The organism is Desulfovibrio sp. 6_1_46AFAA (assembly GCF_000224635.1).
GTDB lineage: Bacteria > Desulfobacterota > Desulfovibrionia > Desulfovibrionales > Desulfovibrionaceae > Desulfovibrio > Desulfovibrio fairfieldensis.
The window spans coordinates 700,680-725,155 of record NZ_JH114300.1 but is presented as its reverse complement, the minus strand read 5'-3'; the positions used below and the strand labels follow the sequence as shown (position 1 = coordinate 725,155).

The 24,476-nt window shown below is 61.4% G+C and carries 20 protein-coding genes; 10 read left to right on the top strand and 10 right to left on the bottom strand.

Translation table 11 applies throughout. From position 1 onward, the window contains the following. Positions 1-16 precede the first annotated feature (16 nt). The 5 genes from kdpB to HMPREF1022_RS02915 all read left to right on the top strand — a co-directional run bounded on the left by kdpB (position 17) and on the right by HMPREF1022_RS02915 (position 7,357). Complete coding sequence (gene kdpB / locus HMPREF1022_RS02935) at positions 17-2,116, top strand: potassium-transporting ATPase subunit KdpB (RefSeq protein WP_009301800.1); 2,100 nt, start codon at positions 17-19, stop codon at positions 2,114-2,116. Between the two features lie 27 nt (positions 2,117-2,143). Beyond that, on the top strand, positions 2,144-2,773 hold the full coding sequence (gene kdpC, locus HMPREF1022_RS02930; RefSeq protein WP_008684648.1) for a K(+)-transporting ATPase subunit C: 630 nt from the start codon (positions 2,144-2,146) through the stop codon (positions 2,771-2,773). Positions 2,774-2,951: 178 nt separating this feature from the next. Then, positions 2,952-4,076 carry a universal stress protein gene (locus tag HMPREF1022_RS02925; RefSeq protein ID WP_009301799.1) on the top strand — a complete coding sequence of 375 codons (1,125 nt, stop codon included), beginning with the start codon at positions 2,952-2,954 and terminating at the stop codon, positions 4,074-4,076. Between the two features lie 84 nt (positions 4,077-4,160). Beyond that, positions 4,161-6,008 carry a sensor histidine kinase gene (locus HMPREF1022_RS02920; protein ID WP_009301798.1) on the top strand — a complete coding sequence of 616 codons (1,848 nt, stop codon included), beginning with the start codon at positions 4,161-4,163 and terminating at the stop codon, positions 6,006-6,008. Beyond that, on the top strand, positions 6,005-7,357 hold the full coding sequence (locus HMPREF1022_RS02915) for a sigma-54-dependent transcriptional regulator (RefSeq protein ID WP_009301797.1): 1,353 nt from the start codon (positions 6,005-6,007) through the stop codon (positions 7,355-7,357). Before HMPREF1022_RS02920 ends, HMPREF1022_RS02915 begins: the two co-directional genes overlap by 4 nt. A 79-nt stretch (positions 7,358-7,436) precedes the next feature. On the opposite strand, the gene HMPREF1022_RS02910 is transcribed toward HMPREF1022_RS02915, so the two are convergent. The 6 genes from HMPREF1022_RS02910 to HMPREF1022_RS02885 form a co-directional block, all read right to left on the bottom strand. Then, positions 7,437-8,459, bottom strand: coding sequence for a transporter substrate-binding domain-containing protein (locus HMPREF1022_RS02910; RefSeq protein ID WP_008684640.1), 1,023 nt, complete (start codon positions 8,457-8,459; stop codon positions 7,437-7,439). A 331-nt stretch (positions 8,460-8,790) separates the two neighbouring features. Beyond that, positions 8,791-9,870, bottom strand: coding sequence for an ABC transporter substrate-binding protein (locus tag HMPREF1022_RS02905; protein WP_009301796.1), 1,080 nt, complete (start codon positions 9,868-9,870; stop codon positions 8,791-8,793). Positions 9,871-9,908: 38 nt separating this feature from the next. Continuing rightward, positions 9,909-11,420, bottom strand: a complete 1,512-nt coding sequence (locus HMPREF1022_RS02900; RefSeq protein ID WP_008684638.1) for an APC family permease — start codon at positions 11,418-11,420, stop codon at positions 9,909-9,911. 1,202 nt (positions 11,421-12,622) lie between these two features. Continuing rightward, on the bottom strand, positions 12,623-13,462 hold the full coding sequence (locus HMPREF1022_RS02895) for a DMT family transporter (RefSeq protein WP_008684636.1): 840 nt from the start codon (positions 13,460-13,462) through the stop codon (positions 12,623-12,625). A gap of 229 nt (positions 13,463-13,691) precedes the next feature. Beyond that, entirely contained in the window at positions 13,692-14,786 is a 1,095-nt protein-coding gene (locus HMPREF1022_RS02890; RefSeq protein WP_008684633.1) for a DUF362 domain-containing protein, read from the bottom strand. Positions 14,787-14,880: 94 nt separating this feature from the next. Continuing rightward, a complete protein-coding gene (locus tag HMPREF1022_RS02885; RefSeq protein WP_009301795.1) occupies positions 14,881-16,005 on the bottom strand; it encodes an alanine racemase in 1,125 nt (374 codons plus the stop codon). Between the two features lie 306 nt (positions 16,006-16,311). Here HMPREF1022_RS02885 and upp point away from each other — a divergent pair, with 306 nt between their 5' ends. The 3 genes from upp to HMPREF1022_RS02870 all read left to right on the top strand — a co-directional run bounded on the left by upp (position 16,312) and on the right by HMPREF1022_RS02870 (position 18,529). After that, positions 16,312-16,938 carry a uracil phosphoribosyltransferase gene (upp, locus tag HMPREF1022_RS02880; RefSeq protein ID WP_008684626.1) on the top strand — a complete coding sequence of 209 codons (627 nt, stop codon included), beginning with the start codon at positions 16,312-16,314 and terminating at the stop codon, positions 16,936-16,938. Between the two features lie 58 nt (positions 16,939-16,996). Then, positions 16,997-18,256: a uracil-xanthine permease family protein gene (locus HMPREF1022_RS02875; protein ID WP_009301794.1), complete on the top strand. Its 1,260-nt coding sequence runs from the start codon at positions 16,997-16,999 to the stop codon at positions 18,254-18,256. A gap of 111 nt (positions 18,257-18,367) precedes the next feature. Then, on the top strand, positions 18,368-18,529 hold the full coding sequence (locus HMPREF1022_RS02870; RefSeq protein ID WP_008684623.1) for a hypothetical protein: 162 nt from the start codon (positions 18,368-18,370) through the stop codon (positions 18,527-18,529). 408 nt (positions 18,530-18,937) lie between these two features. Here the strand turns inward: HMPREF1022_RS02870 and HMPREF1022_RS02865 are convergent, their stop codons facing one another. The 4 genes from HMPREF1022_RS02865 to HMPREF1022_RS17925 all read right to left on the bottom strand — a co-directional run bounded on the left by HMPREF1022_RS02865 (position 18,938) and on the right by HMPREF1022_RS17925 (position 22,200). Continuing rightward, complete coding sequence (locus tag HMPREF1022_RS02865) at positions 18,938-20,215, bottom strand: TRAP transporter large permease (protein ID WP_008684621.1); 1,278 nt, start codon at positions 20,213-20,215, stop codon at positions 18,938-18,940. A 9-nt stretch (positions 20,216-20,224) separates the two neighbouring features. Beyond that, complete coding sequence (locus tag HMPREF1022_RS02860; RefSeq protein WP_009301793.1) at positions 20,225-20,704, bottom strand: TRAP transporter small permease; 480 nt, start codon at positions 20,702-20,704, stop codon at positions 20,225-20,227. Between the two features lie 127 nt (positions 20,705-20,831). Then, on the bottom strand, positions 20,832-21,803 hold the full coding sequence (locus tag HMPREF1022_RS02855; RefSeq protein WP_009301792.1) for a TRAP transporter substrate-binding protein: 972 nt from the start codon (positions 21,801-21,803) through the stop codon (positions 20,832-20,834). A gap of 136 nt (positions 21,804-21,939) precedes the next feature. After that, positions 21,940-22,200, bottom strand: coding sequence for a hypothetical protein (locus tag HMPREF1022_RS17925; RefSeq protein WP_156802807.1), 261 nt, complete (start codon positions 22,198-22,200; stop codon positions 21,940-21,942). Positions 22,201-22,356: 156 nt separating this feature from the next. Between HMPREF1022_RS17925 and HMPREF1022_RS02850 the strand changes: the two genes are divergently transcribed. Continuing rightward, positions 22,357-23,694 carry a deoxyguanosinetriphosphate triphosphohydrolase gene (locus tag HMPREF1022_RS02850; protein ID WP_009301791.1) on the top strand — a complete coding sequence of 446 codons (1,338 nt, stop codon included), beginning with the start codon at positions 22,357-22,359 and terminating at the stop codon, positions 23,692-23,694. A gap of 303 nt (positions 23,695-23,997) precedes the next feature. After that, positions 23,998-24,453 (top strand): hypothetical protein, encoded by a 456-nt coding sequence (locus tag HMPREF1022_RS02845; protein WP_009301790.1) that lies wholly within the window; start codon positions 23,998-24,000, stop codon positions 24,451-24,453. The last annotated feature ends 23 nt before the right edge of the window (positions 24,454-24,476 follow it).

The following is a 24,476-nucleotide window of genomic DNA, read 5'->3' as shown; positions in this document are numbered from 1 at the left end:
TGTGGAGAAAGACATAATGGATACCGCAATGAATTATCAGACAGCGCAGGCCAAACTGTCCCGCCGCGCCGGACGCAAGGCTTCTCTTTTTGAGGCCGGTCTGGTGCGCACGGCGCTCGGACGGGCCTTTGCAATGCTCAATCCCGCGGCCATGATCCGAAATCCGGTGATGTTCGTCACGGAAATCGGAGCGGCCCTGACCACCCTGACCCTGATTCTGGACGTAACCGGGCAGGGGCCGGCCTTGCTGCCGGTGCCCTATACCCTGGCCGTGACCTTCGTTCTGTGGCTCACCGTGCTTTTCGCCAATTTCGCCGAAGCCCTGGCCGAGGCCAGAGGCCGGGCCCAGGCCGACAGCCTCAAACTCACCCGCGCCCGTACCCTGGCCCGGAAACTGGAAGGCGAAAAGCTGGTGGAAGTCTATTCCGACCAGTTACGTCAGGGCGACCTGGTCAAAGTGGAAGCCGGGGAGGTCATTCCCGTGGACGGCGAAGTGGTGGAAGGCGCGGCCAGCGTGGACGAGTCGGCCATAACCGGCGAATCCGCGCCTGTGGTACGCGAGGCGGGCGGCGACCGTTCCGGCGTCACCGGCGGTACGCGGGTGCTTTCGGACTGCATCCTGATCCGGGTCACGGCCCTGCCCGGCCAGTCCTTCCTGGACAGGATGATCGCCCTGGTGGAAGGCGCGGCGCGTCAGAAGACGCCCAATGAGCTGGCGCTCACCGTGGTGCTGGCCGGTCTGAGCCTGGCATTCGTACTGGTGACCGGCGCGCTCTGGCCCATGGCCCGCTATTTCAATGTCGAGCTGCCCATTCCGTGGCTGATCTCGCTACTGGTCTGCCTGATCCCCACCACCATCGGCGCGCTGCTGGCGGCCATCGGTTTGGCGGGCATGGACCGGGCCCTGGCGGCCAATGTGCTGGCCAAGAGCGGCAAGGCCGTAGAGCTGGCCGGGGACATCGACACCCTGCTGCTGGACAAGACCGGCACCATCACCATGGGCGACCGCCAGGCGTCGGAATTCTTTCCCCTGCCGGGCGTAAAACCCCTGGAACTGGCCCGTGCGGCCATGTACGCCTCTTTCGGCGACCAGACCCCGGAGGGGAAGTCCATTGTTGAACTGGGCGGAAAGATGCTGGCCGACGAGGCTCCGCAGGAAGCGGATGCGACGGCGGGGGCCAGGGTCATTCCCTTTACGGCCCAGACCCGCCTGAGCGGCCTGGAACTGCCCGACGGCAACCTGTACCGCAAGGGCGCACCCGATGCCATCGAACGCCTGTTGACCAAGGAAGGCAAGGCTCTGCCGGACGGCCTCTCCAGTCTGGTGGCGACCGTGGCCCGCAGCGGCGCGACGCCGCTGGTGGTGCTGCACAACAGCAAACTGCTGGGCGTGGTCGCGCTGGCAGACGTGCTCAAACCGGGCATATACGGTCGTTTCGCGCGGCTGCGGGCCATGGGCATCCGCGTCGTCATGGTCACGGGCGACAATCCGCTCACGGCTGAGGCCATTGCCAGGGAAGCCGGCGTGGACGACTTCATCGCTGAAGCCAAGCCCGAGGACAAGCTTAACTACATCAGGAGGGAACAGGCCCAAGGTCGGCTTATCGCCATGATGGGCGACGGCACCAATGATGCCCCGGCCCTGGCCCAGGCGGATATCGGGGTGGCCATGAATTCCGGCACCCAGGCCGCCAGGGAAGCCGGCAACATGGTGGATCTGGACAGCGACCCCACAAAGCTTATTGAAATCATTGAAATCGGCAAACAGCTGATCATGACCCGAGGCGCGCTGACCACCTTCTCCATCGCCAACGACGTGGCCAAGTATTTCGCCATCATTCCGGCCATGTTCATGCTGGCCATTCCGCAGCTTTCGGCTCTGAACATCATGGGGCTGGCCTCGCCGCAAAGCGCGGTGCTTTCGGCCCTGATCTTCAACGCCATCATTATTCCGCTGCTCATTCCCATCGCTATCAAGGGCGTGAAGTACCGTCCCAGGAGCGCGGAGAGCCTGCTGCGGCACAACCTGCTGGTCTACGGGCTGGGCGGCATTCTGGTGCCTTTCGCGGGTATCAAGCTTATTGACATGCTGCTGGCCGGTCTGGGCCTGGCCTGATGTCCGACAATGATTGAGGAGAATGTCATGACGACTGAACTTACGGGAAATTGGGGCGCGCAGTTCGCGGCCTGCCTGCGCCTGATGCTGGTATCCGCTGTGATCCTCTGCGTGCTGTATCCTCTGGCCATCCTGGCCGTGGGGCGGACGTTCACGCCCTGGACCGCCGCAGGTTCCCTGCTGCTCAATGAGCGGGGTCAGGTGGTGGGCAGCGCGCAGATCGCCCAGGCTTTCACCAGGCCGGAATATTTCTGGCCGCGCCCCTCGGCCGTGGACTATGCCGCCAATGCCACGGGCGGCAGCAATCTCTCTCCGGCGGGCGACGCCCTGCGGGAACGCGCGTTGGAAAGCCTGAAAAGCCTGGAGGCCACGCCGCAGCGCAAGGTTCCGGCGGACCTGGTTACGGCCTCGGGCAGCGGCATGGACCCGCACATTACCCTGAAAGCCGCGCACTGGCAGGCGGAGCGCGTGGCCCGCGCGCGCGGCCTGAAACCTTCGGACGTGGTGGAATTGGCGGACAGCCTGGCCGAAACGCCCGGCGGCGTGCTGAACAGCGCGCCCCTGGTCAATGTGCTCAAGCTGAATATGGCTCTGGACCATCTAAGCGGCACGATTGACGCCGGGAGCATGTCCGCTCCGCTGGAGCAGGGACGGTAAGCAGCCTTGTCCGGGGTCGGGAGGTCGGATAGACTGAAATCCGGCCCGGAAGGTTTCCTTTCCGACCCGGCCGTTGATGCGGCATCTCAACGCTGATCTGCTCTGGACATGAAGACCGGAGGGACGGGCCGGCACCCGTCCCTCCGCAATAGTGAAACTCGGAATATCCGGGGGCGCTATGCGGGAATTTTCGGACGTGCTGGCGCGCAAGCGCGAAGGTTCGCTCAAAATATATCTGGGCTATGCGGCGGGCGTGGGCAAGACCTGCGCCATGCTTCAGGAGGCCCACAATCTGTTGCGGCAGGGCTTTGACGTGGTGGCCGCCTATGTTGAGCCGCACGAGCGGCCCGACACCCTGGCCCTTCTGGAAGGCATCGAAACCCTGCCGCCCCTGCGCGTCAGTCAGGGCGGAGCGGCTTTTCCCGAAATGGATGCGGAAGCCCTGATCCGTCGCGCTCCCCAGATCGCCCTGGTGGACGAACTGGCGCACACCAACGCGCCCGGCTCTCAAAGGGAAAAACGCTACCAGGACGTTCTGGAAATCCTCTCCCACGGCATCAACGTCATCGGCACCCTCAACGTGCAGCATTTGGAATCCGTGGCCGAAAGGGTGCAGGAAGCCACAGGCGTGGCCGTGCGCGAGCGCCTGCCCGACGCTTTTCTGGCCCGCGCGGACCAAGTGGTTACGGTGGACGTTTCCAAGGAGGATTTGCGCGAGCGCCTGCGCCAGGGCAAGATATACAAGCCGGAACAGGCCGAACGGGCTTTGAGGAATTTTTTCAGTTACGAAAACCTTTCCTTTTTGCGCGAACTCTGCCTGCGCGAAGCCTCGGGCGACCAGATGCGCAAAATCGAGGCCCAGGCCCTGCTTTCGCCGGAGGCAGAAGGCCATGCCGCCGAGGCTGTGATGGTGGCCATCAGCTCCAACCCCACGGACGCGGAAACCCTGATCCGCAAGGCCATGCGCCTGGCGAGCCAGATGGGATCGCGCTGCTATGTTGTCTATGTGCAGCGGCAGCGGGAGAGCCCAGAGCGGATCAACGCCGCCGTGCAGCGGGGCCTGCAGAACAACCTGCAACTGGCCGTGCGTCTGGGGGCCGAGGTGGTGGAGCTGGAGGGCGAGGACGTGGCCGAAACTCTGGTCAATTTTGCCAGCGCCCGCAATGTGCGGCATGCCTTTTTCGGCAAGTCCCGCCTGACGCCGTTGCGCGAACGCCTGCGCGGATCCTTTATCCTCAATTTTTTGTATGACGCGGTGGGAGTGGACGTGCATATCGTCAATCTGACTCCCAGAGAGGTTTGATGCGGAAAAGTCGGATCTTCCCGTGTGAATTATGTCCCCAGGCGGAAATGTAAAGCGTAAAAAGCATCTAACCAGTTGACGGCAATGGATATAACAGTTCTACCCACTCTGCACCGCCGCATCAGCCAGGCCACCCTCAAACTGGTACTGGCTTTTGGTCTGGTGGGCGTGCTGCTTTGCACGGGCTTTTTCTTTGCCGGGCGCGCGCCCGACTCGCTGGTGAGCCGGAATTACGATTCCGTGGCCCTGGCCAGGCAGATGTCCACGGCTCTGGCCGGTTGGCGTTTTCCGGAACTCTATGTCGGGAAGGACCGCGCTGCCTGGCAGGCCGAGTTTGAACTGGCTCTGGCCGGAGCGCGGGCCAATGTGACCGAAACGGGTGAACAGGCGGCGGTGGACGCCGTGGCCCGGAGCTGGAGCGAACTGTTGCTTGCCGGGCCGGAAGACGCGGATATGGGCTACAATCACGTGCGCATGCAGCTCAACGCTCTGGTGCTTCTCAACGAAGAGGGTATCCGGCAAAGGATCGCCGAGGGGCGCTGGTGGCGCGACATCGTGTTCACGGCGGGCGTTGCCCTGTTTCTGGCGTGCACGCTCTGGGCCTTTTTTCAGACCGACGCCATTGCCGCGCGCATTGCCCATCCACTGCGCCGCGCGGCCGAAGTGCTTCAGGCCCGTCCTCCCCTACGCAAACCCCTGCGCCTGCCCGCGCCGCAGACCTTGGAAGTGCGTATTCTGTTCGAGGAATTCACACGGCTCTGGGCGCGGCTCAGCCAACTTGACGCCGTGAATCTGAGCCGCCTGATTGCGGAAAAAAACAAGTTGGCCGTGCTGCTGGACGCCGCTGAAGACGCTGTGCTGATGCTTGGCCCCGGCGGCGCGGTGGAGCATGCCAGCAGCCGCATGCTGGCGCTGCTCGGGCTCACGTCCAGGGATGTGCTGGGTAAAGTCTGGGCGGATCTTTCAAGCACGGCTCCCAACTATCTGGCCCTGCGCGCCGTTCTGCACAGTGGTCTGACCGGCAGCCGGGACATTGCCCTCGCCGATCCGGAGCAGCCGGGCGACGCGCGCGGCACGGGGAGCGAGCGCTGGTTCTCGGCCCGGAGGCGGGTGGTGGAGGAGCCGGGCCGGGGTGCGCGTGCCGTGGCCGGGCCGAAGCAGACCCTGGGACAGGTGTTTTTGCTCACTGAAATCACGGAAAAGAAGCGGCGCGACGCCCTGCGCGCGGAAATGATGGATTGGATTTCCCACGAATTGAAAACGCCGGTGCAATCTCTGGGACTGGCCGCTGATTTGCTGGCCCGACGGCCTGAAAGCGCGGCGGACCCTGATCTATCCGCCCTGGTGGCGACCGTGCGGGAGGATGCCGCGCGTCTGCGCACTGTGGCGGCCCAGTTTCTGGATATCGCCCGCATGAGCCCGCACGCTCTGGAGCTGCGGCCCGCGCCGCTGGATCTGCGGGACTGCCTGCCGCGCTGGCTGCAACCCTTTGAACCGGCGGCCCGCGAGGCGGGCGTGACCTTGCACTGCGACGTTGCGCCGGGTCTTCCGCCTGTGTTCCTGGATCAGGAGCGTTTTGCCTGGGTGCTTTCCAACCTTGTGTCCAATGCCTTGCGCGCCGTGCCTGAGGGCGGCGCGGTCATGGTGGGCGCGGAGCTGGAAGGGGAGGGCCTTCTGGCCTTGCGGGTGGCGGACAACGGGCCGGGCATCGACGCGGAGCTGGCCGGACGCCTTTTCGAGCCCTTCTCGCATCGGCGCGCTGCCGGGCGGCGATTGAGCATCGCTGGTCTCGGTCTGGCCATCAGCCGGGCCATTGTGGAAGGGCACGGCGGCACACTGCACTACGCGCCCGCTCCGGAAGGCGGTTCCATTTTTACGGTATGCCTGCCTCTGCCGGAGCGGGAGGCCGAAACCGACGGAGGACGGGCATGACCGGAGATGACTCGGAACTGAGCGTCCTGGTGGTGGACGACGATGCGGCCATCCTGCGCACTCTGCTGCTGACCCTGAAAAGCCTGGGTTGTCGGGCCGTGGGCGAAAGCGGAGGCGAAGCGGCGCTGGCCGCTGTGGAGAAGCAGGCGCCCGACCTGCTGCTGACCGATATGCGCATGGAAGGCATGAGCGGGGTGGAGCTGACCGCCGCCGCGCTGGAGCGTCGCCCGGATTTGATCTGCGTGCTGATGACGGCCTTCGCCTCCTATGAAAATGCGGTGGAAGCCATCAAGGCCGGGGCATATGACTATCTGCCCAAACCCTTTTCCGCCGGAGAGCTGGAGCATCTGCTGCGTCGGGTTGGGGATCTGGTGCGCCTGCGGCGGGAAAACACCCGCCTGAGGCAGGCGCGGCACGGCTGGTTTGAGGGATTGACCTCTCCCGCCGCGCTGGACTTGCAGCGTTTGATGGACAAGCTGGCGCAAAGTGACGTTTCCGTGCTTTTTCAGGGCGAAACGGGCACCGGCAAAACTTCGCTGGCCCGCGAGCTGCACCGCTGTTCAGCCAGAAGCGACAAGCCCTTTGTGGAAGTGGTCTGTTCGGCTATCGCCGAACCCCTGTTCGAGTCCGAGGTCTTCGGGCATGTACGCGGGGCCTTTACCGGCGCGGTGCGCGACCGGGCGGGCAAATTCGAGGCCGCCGAGGACGGCACGCTCTTTCTGGACGAGGTGGGCGAGCTCTCGCCTTCCAGCCAGGCCAAGCTGCTGCGTTTTCTGGAAGACCGGGTCATTGAGCGGGTGGGGGACAACAAGCCCCTGCGCCTGGACGTGCGGGTGCTGGCGGCCACCAACCGGGACTTGCGAAGTCTGGTGGCTGAAGGGCGCTTCCGTGAGGATCTCTATTACCGCCTGAACATTTTTGAATGCCGCCTGCCGCCTCTGCGGGAACGCCGGGAGGACATTCTGCCTCTGGCGCAACGTTTTTTGCGGCAGGCCGCCGGAGAAAAGGCGGTTCCCGTGCTTTCCGGCGAAGCGCGCGACGCCCTGCTGGTTCATGCTTGGCCCGGCAATGCCCGCGAACTGCGCAATGTCATGGAGCGCGCCCTGCTGCTGGCCGAAGGTTCTGCGGTGCGGCGTGACGACCTGCCCCCGGCCCTGCAGGGCGTAGGCGGCGCGGCGAGCGGGGGCGCAACGGCGGATGAGACACGCATCCTGACGCTGGCCGAGGTGGAGGAGGCCCAGATCCGCAAGGTGCTGGGCCTGGGCGTGAGCATGGACAAGGCCGCGGCCCTGCTCGGCATCACCACGGTCACGCTCTGGCGCAAACGCAAGGAGTTGGGCCTGGATTGAGCCGGCCTGAACGGAGCGGGGCGGAAGCACGTTTCTCACGCGCTTCCGCCCCGCTTCAAAACCTTGTGGGGAGATACGGTTAAGCCTGTTTGGCGGCGGCCAGCTCGGCTTTAAGCTCCCTGGTCCGCAGGGCCACCTGCTTTTTCAGCTCATTCTGCCAGAGCCAGTTCAGGGCCAGGCAGAGCAGAATGGATTCCACCACAAAGAAGAATATCCACTGAAGATGGCGTTCCTGTCCGGCGGGCCGCTCCTGCTGGAGCCACTTCTGGGCCAGCATCTTCTGCTCGTCGGGCGTGATCTGGGCCAGGGCCGTGGAAATCACGCTGAACAGTTCCGGCCAGTCCTTGCGCACGGCAATGGCGTGGCCATAGGAGGAATCCACCTTGCCGGCGGGCTGAATCTGCATGATGCCGCCAGTCTGGATTTTTTCCAGCAGGTTGAATTCATAGTCGATGACGGCATCGGCTTCGCCGCTGGCGACCCGTTGCAGGGCCTCCAGGGTGTTGGTTACCGGCACGGCGATGATTTCAGGATGGAATTCCTTCAGGAAGTCATGCCAGGAATAGTTGTTGACCACCGCCACTTTTTTGCCCTTGAGATCCTCAAGGCCGATCTTGTCCAGGCCGCTGCCGCGACGGGTCATGATGATGCCCGGCATGTTGATGTAAGGCGTGGTGAACAGCATGTATTCGCTGCGGCGTCCCGTTTTGGCCGCGGCCATGAAGACGTCGATGAGCTTCTGGCGGGCCTGCTCTTCCGTGCTGGCCCAGTCCGTCAGCCTGCGCACCCGGAAGTCAAGGCCGGTCAGCTTGCTCAGCAGACGCAGGTAATCCCCGCCAAGGCCGGTGTAGCGGCCCCGCTCGTCGAACATTTCCAGCGGGTAGAAGTTGGGGTCCACACCCACGACAATGGCGGGATGTTCGGTGACCCAAGCCAGCTCCACCGGGGGAATCTGGTCCAGTATGGATTTTTTCTGCTCCATCAAGGCGTCCACCACGTCGGTCTTGTCGGCATAGGCGTCGGGAAAGAAAGCCTTTACCCCCAGAACGACCTGAATGGCGATGATGCACAGACCCAGGCAAAGTGTGAGCAGCAGACGCATATGGCTCTCCGCTTTTCTTTAGAGCATTTAACACTCTAGAACATTTCAACTTTGAAATGCTCTAACGCCGAACACGGTGAGGCGCGCCGCGAAGCGGCGTAGATTCGGGCAAAGCGACCGAAGGCAGCCCGAAGGGCTGTCCCCGTTGGCGACAACGGAAGCATACGGGGATCGACAGCAGCGATAACCGCGTTTTTTGCCGGAATGACCCCTTTGAAACGTGTGGCGTTTCAAAGGTAATCTGTTCTTGTTCGGGCGCGCGCCCCCGGCAGGGACAACCCCGCCGGAGTACGTTTCGCGCAAAAACACGGTTACGCCCTGAGGCGTTTGGCTACTGCTTGGTCACGGCTTGCGGCGTGACCATGTCTATATACTTGGACGTCACATAGGAACTGCCCTGAATTTCTTTGAGATTCTTCTCCGTGATCAGGCCCACGGAAGCGAAGAATTCGGCCAGTTCGCTCTGCCACTGCTGCACCTGGCTGGGGCCGGCCGACGTGCTGAACAGCTTTTTCTGGGCTTCAAGGTTGAAGAATTCATAGGTGTCGAAGTTGAGGTTGATCAGGTCCGCGCTGTAATCCTGACCGGCCCAGTCCAGATAGAATTTCTGGAACTGCTTGACGACCTCCTCGCGCGGGGCGGTCTGCAACCATTTGACGCCGCGCAGATAAAGGGCAAGGAAGTTCGTGGTCACGTCGGGATACTGCGTGGCGTAGGCGGTATTCGCCACCAGCACGATGGGCAGATGCTTGCCCAGGTCCTTGGGAGTGCCCACGGTTTTCCAGCCGCGCTTGTCGCCCACGAAGGTGAAGGGCGCCCAGAGCACCACGGCGTCGCCGATGTTGTAGTCAAAGGCGGTCATGGCCGGAGCCTGTTCCAGATTCTTGAGGACGATGTCCGATTCCTTGAGGCCCAGAGCGTTCAGCCAGAGGTGCAGGGCATAGTCGGCGGACGTCACGCGGGTGCAGAGGATGGTCTTGCCGCGCACGCTTTCAGGGCTGCCGTAGATATTGGGATATTCCTTATTGTAGCCTTTGGTTTTCAAGATGGGGCTGTCCGCGCGCACCATGACCGCATTGGCCATGGCTTCGTCGTTGCCCAGGCCGATGACGCTCATATTGTAGCGCAACGCGCCCAGCATGGCGGGCACGGCCCCGAGGCCGCCGAAAATCCAGCTTTTGGCCGGAAAGGCGCGCAGAGCATCGGCGCCGGAATCAAAAGCGTAGATCTGCAGGTCAATGCCTGCGGCCTTGTCCCAGCCCTGCTGCTTGGCGTACCAGATGGGGAAGGCTTCCTGACCGGGCAACCAGGCCGTGGGAACCTTGACCAGGTCGGCGGCTGCGGCGGGCAGGGCCGCGCCCAGACAGAAGAGGGACATCAGGACCAAGCTGAGACATTTTTTCAACCGCATAGACGTCTCCGTGTGGTAAAATGTTTTGCGGAAGTCGGTTATTGAACGGAGGCGGAAGGTTCCGACTCTTCTTCGTCAGCTTCCTTGAACAGCACCGGATAATCGCTTTTGCCGAACAGCAGGTAGCGCAGCCGGGAATGGGGAATATGCAGTAACTCCTCACGTCTGTTCAGATAGAACAGGCCGCCCAGACCCACCCAGATAAAGAGCATGATCCACGACGGCACGCTGATGGCCGCCGGAGAACTGGGGAAGACCAACAGAATAAAGCAGATGATGGAAGTGGCCGCGCCGATCAGGCAGACGGGCTTGCCCCAGCGGGCTTCGGGGATGTCGGGATTCTGGGCCAGATATTTGAAGGCGGTCAGGCTGGTGAACAAGTAGGCCAGGGCCGTGCCGATGGCGGACATGTCCACGATCCAGATCAGGGCGGCGCGGCCGAACCACGGCACGATGAGGCAGAGCGCCAGGGTGAAGATCACGCTCTTCCAGGGCGTATTGTAGCGGGGATGCACAGCGGCAAAGAAGTTGGGCAGGAATTTGCTGCGTCCCATGCTGAACAGTAGACGGGTGGTGGCCATGAAAAAGCCGTTCATGCCCGTCAGAATGCCCGCCAGCACCGGCACAGTCAAGGCCACGCCGCCCCAGCGCCCGAAGACCTGATCCGCTACCCAGCCGGTGGCCCAGGCGTGATTCTGGGCCAAAAGCTCCTTGTAAGGGATGAGCCCGGCCACGCACAAGGTTACAAGGGCGTAGATAATGGCGCCGCAAATGATCGAAAGCAGCATCAGATCCCGTGCCTTGTGCGGGGAAAAGGTGAATTCCTCGGCGGTCTGGGGGATGGTATCGAAGCCCACGTACAGCCAGGGGGTCAGGGCCAGCACCATCAGCACACAGGCCAAGGGAGAGCGGTCTTCGGCGAAGAATGGCTCAAGGTTGCTCCAGATGGAGGTCTCGGCCTGGATGGTGCCGAAGGTCAACACCAGCACACCAATGGTCAGGGCAAAGGCCAGAAAGACCTGGATGGCGCTGGCCGCGCTCATACCCCTGAAATTCATCCAGCCGAACAGCACCAGCACCGCGGAAACAAAGGCCAGCTCTCCCGCGTTGATGTCCCAGCCCGCGATAGTATAGAGGTAACCCACGTCGAAAACGCCGGGCAGGAGATAGCGTGTCAGGAGGATCATGGCCATGGCGTTGGCCGCGATGACGCAGATATAGCTGAGCACCAGGGCCCAGCCGCAGATGAAGGCGCCCTTGGTGCCGAAGCCCGCGTAGGCGTACGCGAACGCGCCACCGGCCACGGGGTAGGGTTTGATCAGAAAACTGTAGCTCAGAGCCACAATGCACTGGAACAACGCGCCAACAAAGAAAGCGATGATTGTTCCGATGGGACCGGCATCGGGCAGAAAGCGTATCCCCGGCAACACAAAACAGCCCCAGCCCACAATGGCACCCAAAGCCAGGGCCAGCACTTCGACGGGGCGAAGCGTTTTTTCAAGTTCTTCACGCCGCTCGCCCGCATGACAGTGCTTTTCTGAATCACCCATGCGCTTCCTCCTGCTCATTGTCTGGTTTTTAGGGCCAGTGTTTTTTCCGGCGCGGACGGGGCCGTAAAGCCCGGCCAAGCTCCGGCCGGATACGCTGCGGACGCCGCGACACGCTTTCAGCGTGGGCGTCGGCAACGCCGTTTTGCCATCTGGAACTACGCTCCATCCTGTAGGTTTATAACTATCTATTCTTCTATCTGGACGATCCGCCTTTGAAAACGGCAAATCGCTCTGCGCGGACTTTCGAAAACAGCGCTGTAACTTGTCCCCAGACGAATCCGCTTCGGTCGTTGCGATGAAGCAAAGGCAGCCGCAGGGCTTGCAAGCCATATGGGCAAAGACGGCATGGCTTCACGGCGGCTGAAGGCCGCACGACCGCGTCGCCGTTGAACAGTGATTTTCAGCGCGGCATACTTTCAAGTGCTGCGACGCCGTATTCTCTTTGAAGGCAGCGCCGGGATTCTGGGGAAAACGGATACGTGCCAAGCGCGGCCACTGATAATCTATATAAGCAATCCTTGTGCCAAATTGGACATGGCCCGGATGCCGTGCAATGGCGGCGGGTTATTCCGCCGGGCCTGTGCGGCGGGCGGATTTCCCGCGGCAAGAGTTGAGTTGATTCTGACTTATTTCCTTTCAAAGCCGTATTTTGCTGCGAGTCTATATTGACTTGTGATGCATAATTGACTTGTCCGTGCGGGCTGTTGTTGGGCGGATGCCCGCAAACGCGCCCAGCAAGCTGCCACGGATACTTTTTTTCTTTCTATGTACCCTCATAGCTGCTTTCCGGGCAAACAGCAATGCCGACGCCGATTCGTCCTGGACATGCCCGTATGCATGTATGTCCCGACAGGGAAGATTGCCTTCCGGCCATTTCTTGGGGGGATGATCGTCGCCCGGCTTGCGCCACAAGGCACTCGCCTTTTTGCAGGAACAGCATCAATGGAAATGTTCAGAACCGGCTGTGGCCATATGGCGCCGGTCGGAACAGCTCTGCGGGGATGAGGGACGCGGCCGTGCAAGAGCAGCCCAAGTGTTAAATGCTCTCATCGGATGCAGCGCGAATGAAAAAAAGAACATACTGGGCCGGAATTCCGACAGCCGCGCTACGGACTTTTTGCGGCAGGCATGCAAGTCGCGCGGGGAGGCGTTCCCCAAGAATACGGGCCGCGCATGCCGGTGAGCCGTCCACGGGGCGCGGCTCAACCCATGCGCAGAATCATGGCCCCGCCCATGACCAGCAGGATGGCCAGCACGCGGACGGCGGAAAGCTTTTCGCCCAGAAACAGCACAGCCATGATCATGCCGAAAATGACCGACGTTTCGCGCAGGGCGGCCACCAGGGCGATGGGGGCCACGGTCATGGCCCAGATGGCGATACCGTAGGAGCCCAGACCGGCCAGGCCGCCGCTGATGCCCACCACGGCCCGCTTGCGCAGGTAGCGCAGGTATTCCGTGCCATAGCGGGACAGCACGTAGAGGTGCAGGGGAAAGATGTTCAGGAAGAATATCCAGCAGGTGTAGCTCACGCCGTTGCCGCTGGCGCGCGCGCCGTAGCCGTCGGCAAGGGTGTAGCCCATGATGACGAAAGACGTGCGCAGGGAGTAAAGAATGCCTTTGAGGCTGGCTTTATGGCTGAATTTCTGTTCCAGGGCCAACGCCAGAATGCCCGAGCAGAGCAGCAACACGCCGCCCCAGCCGGTGAGGCTCAGCGGAACCCCCATAAAGCAGAGCACCAGGGCCGTGAGCATGGGCGCGCTGCCGCGCATGATGGTGTAGCCCAGGGAAAGGTCCGTCACCTTGTAGGCTTCGGCAATACAGATGTAATACGTCAGGTGGCAGCAGCAGGAAAGCGCCAGGAGGCCCCAGGCGCTTTTGTCCGGCACGGGCAGGAAAGGCAGAATGCAGAGCGCGCCCAGACCGCCGCCCAAGGCATTCATGGCGGACTCAAAAAGCTTGTTGTCCCCGCCTTTGACGATGATGTTCCAGGATGCGTGCAGCAGGGCCGCGCCGAGCACAAGAAGGATGATCTGGCCGGACATGGGAGGCGCTCCAGTAGGGGGATGGAACAAAAAAACAGCGGCGGGCCGGACAAGACCCGCCGCCGGCAGCGTGTTGCCGTCTAGTACCATGTACCACTTAAAACTTCGTTTTAGGTGGTAAGATCGCTTCGCTGAAAACGCGGTTTTCAGCTCGCTCACGGCGGCTTCGCCGCCGCGCCAGGCTTGCGCCCGGCGGTTAGTACCGTGCAACTTTAAGCGTTACACGGGACTAGATTTTTTCCAGCTTGTATTTGCGGCTGCCCATGCCGAGTTCCTCGCCGTAACTCAGCTGGACGTCGCCACGGGTGTTGGGCCAGCGCGCCGTGAACTTGTCGGGCGCGTCGCCGTCCAGTTTCGGGTCCAGGCTGGGGGCCTTGTTCACGAGGTCGAAACAGGCCTGATCCAGCGCCACGGGGTCAGTGGAGGCCAGAATGCCCAGATCCGGCACCAGGGGGGCGTCGCTCCAGGCCACGCAGTCGCAGTCCGGGGTGACGTTGAGCACGAAGTTGATGTAGCAGATCCGCTTCTGACGGCCTTTGACCACGCCGTAAGCGTATTCGGTCAGGCGTTCCATGAACGGGGTCATTTCCGTGGCCCAGTCAAGGCTGATGGCCTTGACCGGGCAAACCGTGATGCACTCGAAACAGCCGATGCAGCGGTTCACGTCCACCTGGCTTTTTTTCTTGCGCAGGCTCAGGGCCTTTTGCGGACAGGCTTTGACGCACTTGCCGCAGCCAACACAGGTTTTTTCGTCCACCTGCACGTGGGTGGCGTGCTGGTCCTTTTTGCCGGGTACCGAAGCGCCGCCCATAGCCAGATTTTTGATGGCGCCGCCGAAACCGGCCATCTCATGGCCCTTGAAGTGCGAAAGCACCACCATAGAGGGCGCGCGACGGATTTCAGTGGCGATATGAACGTCCTTGAAATGCTTGGCCTTGATACGCACGGGCACGTCGTTCTCGCCGTACAGGCCGTCGGCTATGATGACCGGGGCGCGCACCACCGAAGGGGCGAAACCGTGCAGATAGGCGGTCTGAAGATGATCCACGGCATTGTGGCGGCTGCCGGAATACAGGGTGGTGGTGTCCGTCAGAAAGGGCTTGCCCCCGGCGTCCATGACCTTGTCCACCACCTGGCGCACCAGGGAGGGATTGAGATGGGTGTCGTTGCCGTATTCGCCGAAATGGAGTTTGATGGCCGTGAGGTCATTTTTTTTGATGACTTTTTTCAGGCCCACGGCGTCGCAGAGGCGGGCCACCTTGGCGATTTTGCTGTCCTCAAGTGAACGGCTGTGCATATCCGCATAATAGACGGTGGCTGGCATACTATCCTCCCTCCATTGTTATGTTTGTTATTCTGGCATGATCGCCTGTTCCAGGCAAGCGAAGCGGAGAGGCGCGACGTGCCCCGGCGCGGGATCACCAGCCCCGGCAGCGGGGCCAGACAGCCGTGATTTCCCGCCCCCGGCAAACGTGGTAGGCGTCAAAAGCGGCGGCCGTGGCGCAGGCGTGCACGGGCAGAATACGCAGCAGGGTGCCCACAGGCAGAGGCGGGCACTGCCCCGCGCACGCGGCGATGATGCCGTGTTCCTGATTGGTTTCCTCCACGCGCAGTCCGGGCAGCGGCTTGCCGTCGGCATCGCAGACCAGGCCATACCCCTCCCGGGCGAAGCGCCCCGGCAGGCCCGTATCGCGCGACAGAGCCATCCAGCCCGCGTCCACCACCAGATTGCCGCTATCTTTCCGGCGGCCGATGACCGTGCAGAGCACGGACAGGGCGATGTCTTCCGGGCGGCAGACACCCAGACCGGCCATGACCAGATCCTGAAACATGTAGACTCCGGCCCGCACTTCGCTGACGCCCGTGAAATCCTCGCCGTAAAAAGCCGTGGGCGTGGAGCCCACGCTGACCACCGGGCAGGCATGCCCGGCCTCGCGCAGGCGTTGCGCCGCGCGCACGGCCGCGTCGCGCTCCTGCTCGGCCAGGGCCGCGAAAACCTCAGGGCCGGGATTGGGCAGATCGTAGGCTGAACCGGCGTGTGTCAGCACGCCCAGCAGGTTCTGCCCGGCCCCGGCCAGCAGGGCCGCAGTCTCCGTCAGCTCCGGGTCGTCCGGGCGCAGGCCGGAACGGTGGCCGTCGCAGTCGATTTCCAGCAGCAGATCAAAAATGTGTTTGCGCTCCCGGGCAAAGGCGGCCAGTTGGCGGGCGCTCTCCGCACTGTCCAGCAGCAGGGAGAGGCGTACCCCCCGCTGACGCAGAGCCAGAGCGCGCGCCAGCTTGCCCGGCGTGACGCCCACGGCGTAGCAGATGTCCGTGACGCCGTGTTCCGCGAAATATTCGGCCTCCGCCAGGGTGGAGACGGTGATGGGTCCCTGCGGGGAGACCATGCAGAGCCGCGCCACGTCCATGCTTTTGCAGGTTTTGCAGTGCGGGCGCAACGCCACGCCCAGAGCGCGCAGACGCTCGTCCAGGCGGGCGATGTTGCGGCGCAGGCGGGCTTCATCCAGGAGCAGGGAAGGGGTGGGCAGATGATGTAGTTGCACAGGCGCTCCTTCGGGGAAATCCGTTTTGAGAGACCGTGGGTACTCTGAGTGCGCTTTGCTCGTCAGGCGTCGGGCAGCGTGAATGATCGGGTTTTTACCTGGCGGGAGTTTTGAAACAGCCCCGGCGTAAACGGCTATCGCAAAAGTCCGCGCCTGTAAACCGGGACGGGGAACCGTAGAAAAGAAGGGAAGTTCCGCGTCGTGCGGGCTTGACACGCTTTCACTGACGGCATAGGCTTAACAAGTTAAGAATTATAGTAAAAACAATCCATTATCATCACTTCAACCTCTTGACAGGAGATCTGCATGGCCGTCTACGTGGTTGATCATCCTCTCGTGCGCCATAAGCTGGGCATCCTGCGCATGGAGTCCACCTCCACCCGCGAATTCCGCACCGTAGCCAACGAAGTGGCCCGCCTGCTGATCTATGAAGCCACCAAAAATTTCCGTACGGAAAAGCACGTGGTGCAGGGCTGGGCCGGGCCGGTGGAAGTGGAGGCCATTTCGGGCAAAAAAGTGACCGTGGTGCCTATCCTCCGGGCGGGGCTCGGGCTTATGGACGGCGTGCTGGACATGATCCCCGGCGCGAAGATCAGCGTGGTGGGCCTGTACCGCAATGAAAGCACGCTGGAGCCGGTGGAATACTACGTCAAGCTGGCCAAGGATCTGGAACAGCGCCTGGCCATCATCCTGGACCCCATGCTGGCGACAGGCGGCTCGCTGATCGCCACCATCGACCTGTTGAAAAAGCACGGCTGCCGCCGGATATGCAGTCTCAATCTGGTCTGCGCGCCCGAGGGCATTGCCAGGGTCGAGGCCGCGCACCCGGATGTGGATATCTACACCGCCGCCATCGATGACCACCTCAATGAAAATGGTTACATTATTCCGGGCCTGGGCGACGCCGGAGACCGCATTTTCGGCACCAAGTAGAGCGGACCGGCTTTCTCAGGCCGGGCCGTTGTGACGGACCATAACCGGGAGCGGGCGCATGCATGCGGACAGCGGGCAACATGGCGACATGGACACGAACTATAATCTGCGTCTGCGGGATTGCCTGCTGGGCGCGCAAATGCTTTTTGTGGCCTTCGGCTCTCTGGTGCTGGTGCCGCTGCTCACCGGCCTGAACAGTAACGTGGCCCTGTTCACCGCCGGTGTGGGCACCCTGATCTTTCAGATCTGCACGCGCGGCAAGGTACCCATTTTTCTGGCCTCGTCCTTTGCCTTCATCGCGCCCATCATTTACGGCGCGCAGACCTGGGGCATGGCCCTGACGCTGGGCGGGCTGTTCTGCTCCGGTCTGGTCTACGTCCTTCTGAGCCTGCTGATCCGCTGGCGGGGCATGGGCATCATTCTGCGCCTGCTGCCGCCCATCGTCACCGGCCCGGTGATTGTGGTCATCGGCCTTGTGCTCGCGCCCGTGGCCGTGAACATGGCCCTGGGCAAGAGCGGAGACGGCGCGCAGCAGCTCGTGCCGGAAAATACGGCCATGATCATCTCCATGGCCTCCCTGGCGGCCACGGTGCTGGTTTCCCTGCTGGGCCGGGGCTTTTTGCGCCTGGTGCCCATTCTCTGCGGCATTACCGTGGGGTTCAGCACGGCCCTCTGGCTGGGCGTGGGCGGCTGGGACAAAGTACTGGCCGCGCCCTGGCTGGCCCTGCCCGCCTTCACCTTTCCGGAATTTTCCCTGGAGCCCATTCTTTTCATTATTCCCATCACCCTGGCCCCGGCCATTGAGCATTTCGGCGACATCATCGCCATCAGCTCAGTCACGGGCCGGGATTATCTCAAGGATCCGGGCATCAAAAAAACCATGCTCGGCGACGGCCTGGCGACCATGGCCGCCTGCGCCGTGGGCGGCCCGCCCAATACCACCTATTCCGAAGTCACCGGCGCGGTGACCCTGACCCGCGCCTTCAATCCCGCCGTGATGACCTGGGCCGCGCTCTGCGCCATTCTGCTCTCCTGCGTTTCCAAGCTGGGGGCCTTTTTGGCCTCCATTCCCACGCCGGTCATGGGCGGTATCATGATTCTGCTTTTCGGCGCCATCATGGTGGTGGGCCTGAACACTCTGGTGCGGGCCCGCGAGGATCTGATGGAAGCGCGCAATATGGTCATTGTGGCACTGATCATCATTTTCGGCGTGGGCGGCATGCAGTTCAGCATCGGCAGCTTCAAGCTGGGCGGCATCGGCCTGGCCGCCGTGACCGGGGTGCTGCTCAACCTGTTTCTTCCCCAGCGCCGGGAATAACGAGCGGCAGGCGGCGAAGGGCTGAAATCAGGGCTATGTCTTTTCCGTTAAGCGTGCTACACTTCTTTCAACGCTGATTCAGCAGCGTACATATATACGGAGGTACGCACCATGACGGAAAAAAGAGATGATGGATACACCACCTGCCCGGTTTGCCACGGCAGCGGTAAGAATAACGACGGTTCCGCCTGCTATGAATGCAGCGGCACCGGCCAGCGGCAGAATGCCTGCCAGGTTCCCGAAGGGCCGGAGCACACCGGCGTGTGCGATTAGCACGTTTTCATGCTAGAGCATTTCAACATTGAAATGCTCTAACGCCGAACACGGTGAGGCGCGCCGCGAAGACCGGCCCGACGGGCGGCCCGTTGGGCCGTGCCTGTAGCCCAAAGGGCGTACAGGCATTGAGAGCAATGCGGCGTGGATTCCGGGAAAGCGACCGAAGGCAGCCCGAAGGGCTGTCCCCGTTGGCGACAACGGAGCCATACGGGGATCGACAGTAGCGATAACCGAGCTTTTTGCCGGAATGACCCCTTTGAAACATGTAGCGCTTCAAAGGTAATCTGCTCTAAGTTGACGGAATACGTATGCCAGAAAAAAACGGCGGGGAAACCCGCCGCTTTTTGTGTCGCGGGCTTCCCCCGCTGATGCGGGGGAAGCCCGCTTGTTCCGGCCGACTCTTCGTCAGCGCAGCAGATCGGGCAGGAAGGTGATGATGGACGGGAAGTAGGTCAGCAGCACCAGGTCCACCAGCAGCATGATCAGATAGGGCATGACCTTGGCCGTGACCTTGTCGATGGACAGGCCGGTGATGGAGGCCACCACAAAGAGGTCCAGGCCCACGGGCGGGGTGATGCAGCCGATAGCCAGGTTCACCACCATGAGCACCCCGAAGAACATGGGGTCGATGCCCATGCCCGTGGCCACGGGCAGCAGAATGGGCGTGAGAATGACCACCGCGGCCGAGGCGTTGATCAGGGTGCCGATGAAGAGCAGCAGCACGTTGACCAGCATGAGGAAAACAATGGGGCTGTCGGTGAGGGTGGCGAAGCTCTGGGCCAGCATGTGCGGCACCTGGGCGTTGGTCAGAATCCAGCCGAACAGATTGGCCGCGCCCACCACGAACATGATCATCGTAGTGTTGTAGGCCGCGCTGAGCAGGGTTTTGGGCAGATGGGCCAGGGTCAGCTCCCTGTAGATGAAAAAGCCCACCAGGGCCCCGTACACGGCGGCCACGGCGGCGGCCTCCGTGGGCGTGAAAATGCCCGTGTAAATGCCGCCGAGAATGATCACCGGCATCATCAGCGCCCAGAAGCATTCCCTGAAGGAACGCAGAATGCGCATGACCGAGAAATGCCCCTCGCCCTGATAGCCGTTTCTTTTGGAAATGACCCAGCTCACCACGCACATGCTCACGCCCATGAGAATGCCGGGCGCGAAACCCGCGATGAACAGGTCGGCAATGGAGGTGTTGGCAATGGAACCATACACCACCATGGTGATGGACGGCGGAATGACGATGCCCACCGTGCCGCCGCTGGCCACCACGGCCGCCGCGAAGGAGCGGGGATAACCGCGCCGCTCCATCTCGTCGATCATGGACGCGCCGATGGCCGCTGTGGTGGCGGCCGAGGAGCCCGAGAGAGCCGCGAAGAACATGCCCGCCACGGCCACCACCAGGGCGAGGCCGCCGGCCAGCGCGCCCACCAGGGCCATGGAAAAGTCGACGATGCGGCGGGTCACGCCCCCGTCGGACATGAAGGCCCCGGCCAGCATAAAGAAGGGCACGGCCATGAAGGAAAAGGAATCCACCGAGGTGAACATGCGCTGCACCACCACGATGAGCGGCATATCCAGCACGGCGTAGAGCACAATGGCCGAAGAAAGGCCCAAAGCCACGCCGATGGAGGCTCCGGTGGCCAAAATCAGCACAAAGGACGTCAGGATAACCCACAATGTCATGGCGGCCTCCTACTTAAGTTCCGCGGCGGGCGTTTTGAGGACGCGCATGAGGTTGCCGAGAACATACAACAGCATGACGCCGCAGCCGAACGGAATGACCACATACACCCAGGACATGGGGATCATCATGGCCGGCGAGGTCTGAAAATCGGCCAGCATGACCATGCGAACGCCGTTCCAGACCATGATGGACAAAAAGGCGATGGAGAAAATGTCGGCAAGGATATTCAGCGTCTTCAGCGTGGCGCCTTTGACGCGGCTGGTCAGGGTTTCGATGCACATATGCCCGCCGTAACGGGCCACCAGGGGCAGCGAAAGAAAAACCACCCAGACGAAGAGATAACGCGCCAGCTCTTCCCCGAAATGCGGGGTCCAGCCGAACACATAACGCGTGATGACCTGCCCGAACACCAGCAGCAACATGGCCGCATTGGCGACGATCACCAGGGCCTTGAGCATCTTTTCTAAAAATCTGGACAATGCGATCATAGGAACCCTCCGGCTGTCGCCGCGCCGCGTCCTTTCCCCGTCCGGCGACAGCCTCCCCCGGAGCAAAGTAACTTTTCAAAGTTACTTTGCTCCGGGGGAGGCCGCCGTAAAAACGAGAAATGTCCGCTTACTTCACGGCCAGAACGGCCTTGATGTTGTCGTCGCCGAAGCGCTTGGTATAGATGTCCCACACGCTGCGCGTGGCCCTGGCAAAGGCTTCCTTGTCCACACCCTCGTTGACCTGGCATTTGCCGCTGTCCTGGATGGTCTTCAGGAATTTTCCTTCCAGGTCGCGGCAGAGCTGGCGCTGCCAGTCGCGGGTGTCCTCGGCGGCCTTGCGCACGATCCGCTGCTGTTCGGGGCTGAGCTTTTTCCAGGCGATGGTGCTGATCAGCACGGGCTCGGAGGCATAGGTATGCCCGGTGAGGGAGAGGTATTTCTGCACCTCATAGAAGTGCTTGGTGGCGATGTGGGCCAGGGGATTTTCCTGCCCGTCGATGACGCCCTTCTGCAAGGCGGTGTACAGCTCGCTCATGGCCATGGGGGTGGGGCTCGCGCCCAGGGCCTTCATCATTTCAATGTACACGGGCTGTTCCATGACGCGGAATTTGAGGCCCTTCATGTCTTCGGGGGTCTTAATGGGGCGGACGTTGTTGGTCATGTGGCGCACGCCGTTTTCCCAGATCGCCAGGGTAATCATGCCCCGGGCCTCGCCCTTTTTGCACAGATCCATGCCCACGGTGTCCAGGGCCTTGTAGGCGTGCTGCACGTCGCGGAAAATGAAGGGCAGGTCAAAGACCGCCACTTCGGGCACGAAATTGCCCAGCACGGCGGTGCCGGTGAGGGTCATGTCCACCGTGCCGAAGGTCAGGCCTTCAACAAGGTCGCGCTGATTGCCCAGCTGGCTGGAGGGGTAGACCTTGATTTCCACTTCGCCGTTGGTGCGCTCTTTGACCAGTTTGGCGAAATGGTCGGCGCCCTGGCCGTAGGGATTTTCAGGCTCGGCAATGTGCCCCAGTTTCAGGGTGACGGGCGCGGCCAGAGCCAGGGATGCGCCGAACAGCAGAATGGCGGCGGCGGACATGATGGTGCGGAACATACACAACTCCCTTGTAAGAATGCGGATTATGACTCCGGAACCGGGCTTGCGCAGGCGTTTCGAGAGTCACCGCAGCCCCCGCAACGGTTCCTCCGCGTGTGAAGAAAGCCACGCTCCACCCAATTTATATGCTTACCTATGTAGCCTTGCTCCGGGTATCTGGCAAGAAAATTCCCTGTATGTTGTTTGCATGCTCAATGAATATCTCCGCGACGTGCTGCCATATTTCTTTTACTGTGTGGAATAATAGTCTTTTTGCCCGCCACGGCGTTAGAGCAATTTCACTTTGAAATTGCTCTGCTGACGCGAAGGCGGCAGCCGCCACGAAGTGGCGTGGATTCTGGCGAAAACCACGTTTTTCGCCAGAATGCCAACTTTGAAATTTGTAAAATTTCAAAGTTAATCTGCTCTAGGGCCTGTTTGCGCCGCTTCCGGCGGCCGGTGCGGGGGGAAAGCAGCCTCTGTCGTGGCAAAAGAAAATTGTGTAGGCTGGCGTTGACGCCATGGGGACCGTTGCCCCACATATCCCATGTCGCCGGAGGTGGCTGCGCTTATGACTGTGCATGCGGAACAATGGCAAAAACTGCTCGCCCCGCACCGGGTAACCAGTACGGGAACCTGCTGTTATGAGCTGTCGGACGACAGGAATCCCTTTCTTCAGGATTACGACAGAATCGTATTTTCCAGTTCGTTCCGCAGGCTTGCGAAAAAGACCCAGGTGCATCCCCTGAGCCGGAACGATCACATCCACAACCGGTTGACCCATTCCCTGGAAGTAAGCTGCGTGGGGCGCTCGCTGGGCATTCTGGCGGGGCAGGCGATAGCCGGGCGGGGAGACATGCCCCAAGGTTTCACGCCGGTGCATTTCGGACAGATCGTGCAGGCGGCCTGCCTGGCCCATGATATCGGCAACCCGCCGTTCGGGCATGCCGGGGAATCCGCCATCCAGGACTGGTTCAAGGACGAGCAGAACGGCGGCAACTATCTGAAGGAACTCAGGGAATACGAAAAAACCGACTTCAAGACCTTTGACGGCAACGCCCAGGGCTTCCGGCTGATCAACCGGATTGAAAATAACAAGGATCACGGCGGGTTCCGCCTGACCTTTCCGGTCATTGCCGCCCTGGTCAAATATCCGAACTCTTCCTATGAGGCTGTGGGGAGCGATTCAAAAAAATTCAACTATTATGCGGCTGAAAAAAGTATCTTCTGTCAGGTGTTTGAAACGCTGGGCCTCAGTTGCGGCGGGTTTCGCCGCCATCCGCTTTCCTATCTGCTGGAGGCCGCTGACGATGTCTGCTACCGCATTATTGACATGGAAGACGCGCGGGAGCTGCGGATCATCTCGTATGAGGACATTCTCGACGTGCTGGAGCCGTTGAAGGCGTCCCTGAACATTGACGAGGAAAAGCAGAAGACCATGGATTCCGACAGGCGACGGGCGGGCTTTCTCCGCGCGCAACTGATTTCGCATATCGTGCGCTCGCTGGGACGGACCTTTGAGGACAAGTACGCTGAGATCATGGAGGGCGGCCTGAAGGGGAGCCTGCTCAAGCACGCGGAAGGCGACGTCGCCGCCTATCTGGAGCGGGCGAAAAGGATTTTTACTGAAAAGATCCTGAACAATAACCAGAAGATTTCCCTGGAGGTGGGCGCGTACAATCTGTACCGGCGGCTTCTGGACGTCTTTATTCCGGCCTGCTTCAAGGTCAAAATGAACCGCAGTCTCACCTATCAGGAGGAACGGGCGCTGCATCTCATGGGCGTGAACGCTCCGACGCACGACGACGATCTCTATCAATCATATCTGCGCGTCCTTGATTTCATTTCCGGCATGACGGACGATTATGCCACGTTCATTTCCAGGCAGTTTTCCGGCACGGCCAGTTGACGCGCAAGCGCGGCGGGAAAGTGGGCGGGTCTTTTCCCGTTCCGAGCGGACTTGACCTTTGATTCTTAGTGTGCTTCTTTCCCAAAAGGTGCTCAAAACACCTTCCAGTGACGGTTTCCCACCCCGAAAGCTTGTGGGTTTTCTTGTGCCCTTTTGGGGCCTGCTTTTCTGCATTGATGTTTCCGGGTGTGGGCGAAATACAATACCGGCTTGCCGGGAAATAGCCCGCCGCTCACTGGCGGTTTTGAGCACCCGGAGCTTTTCATTTTGAGGGCTCAAATCAAAAAACCAGTGAGGTGCCTTATGTCCCAATCTCTCTCCACTCCCGCTCCTTCCCTACGCCCAAATCTTCCGGATTTCAGCGCGCTGGCCGCAAAGCTGCAAGAAACCGCCCAGGCCCTGCTGGCCTTTTGCCCGGCAGGCCGGGACGGCGGCAATGCGGCGGACACGTCTTCCCCCACGCCGGGAGGGGCGCCCGGCGTGATCCGTACCTACCTTCTTCCGGACTTCGCCGTGAAAGAGGAAAAGTGCCTGTTGGAGGAGTGCGGCGCCGGAGACTGGCAGGAAGCCCTGCATATGGTGCGCGGCAAACTTGAAATTCTTTCCTGCCTCATGCGCCACTTTGATGAGGAAGAAGAGGTGGACGGCTTTTTTCTCAACCAGATTGTTGAAAACCTGATGGCCCAACCATTGGATATGTTGAACAGGCTTTGTTCGCTGGTGGCGGATTTCCAGGAGCCGGAACCGGAAGACAACTAGAATAATTCACTCTTGAAATGAGT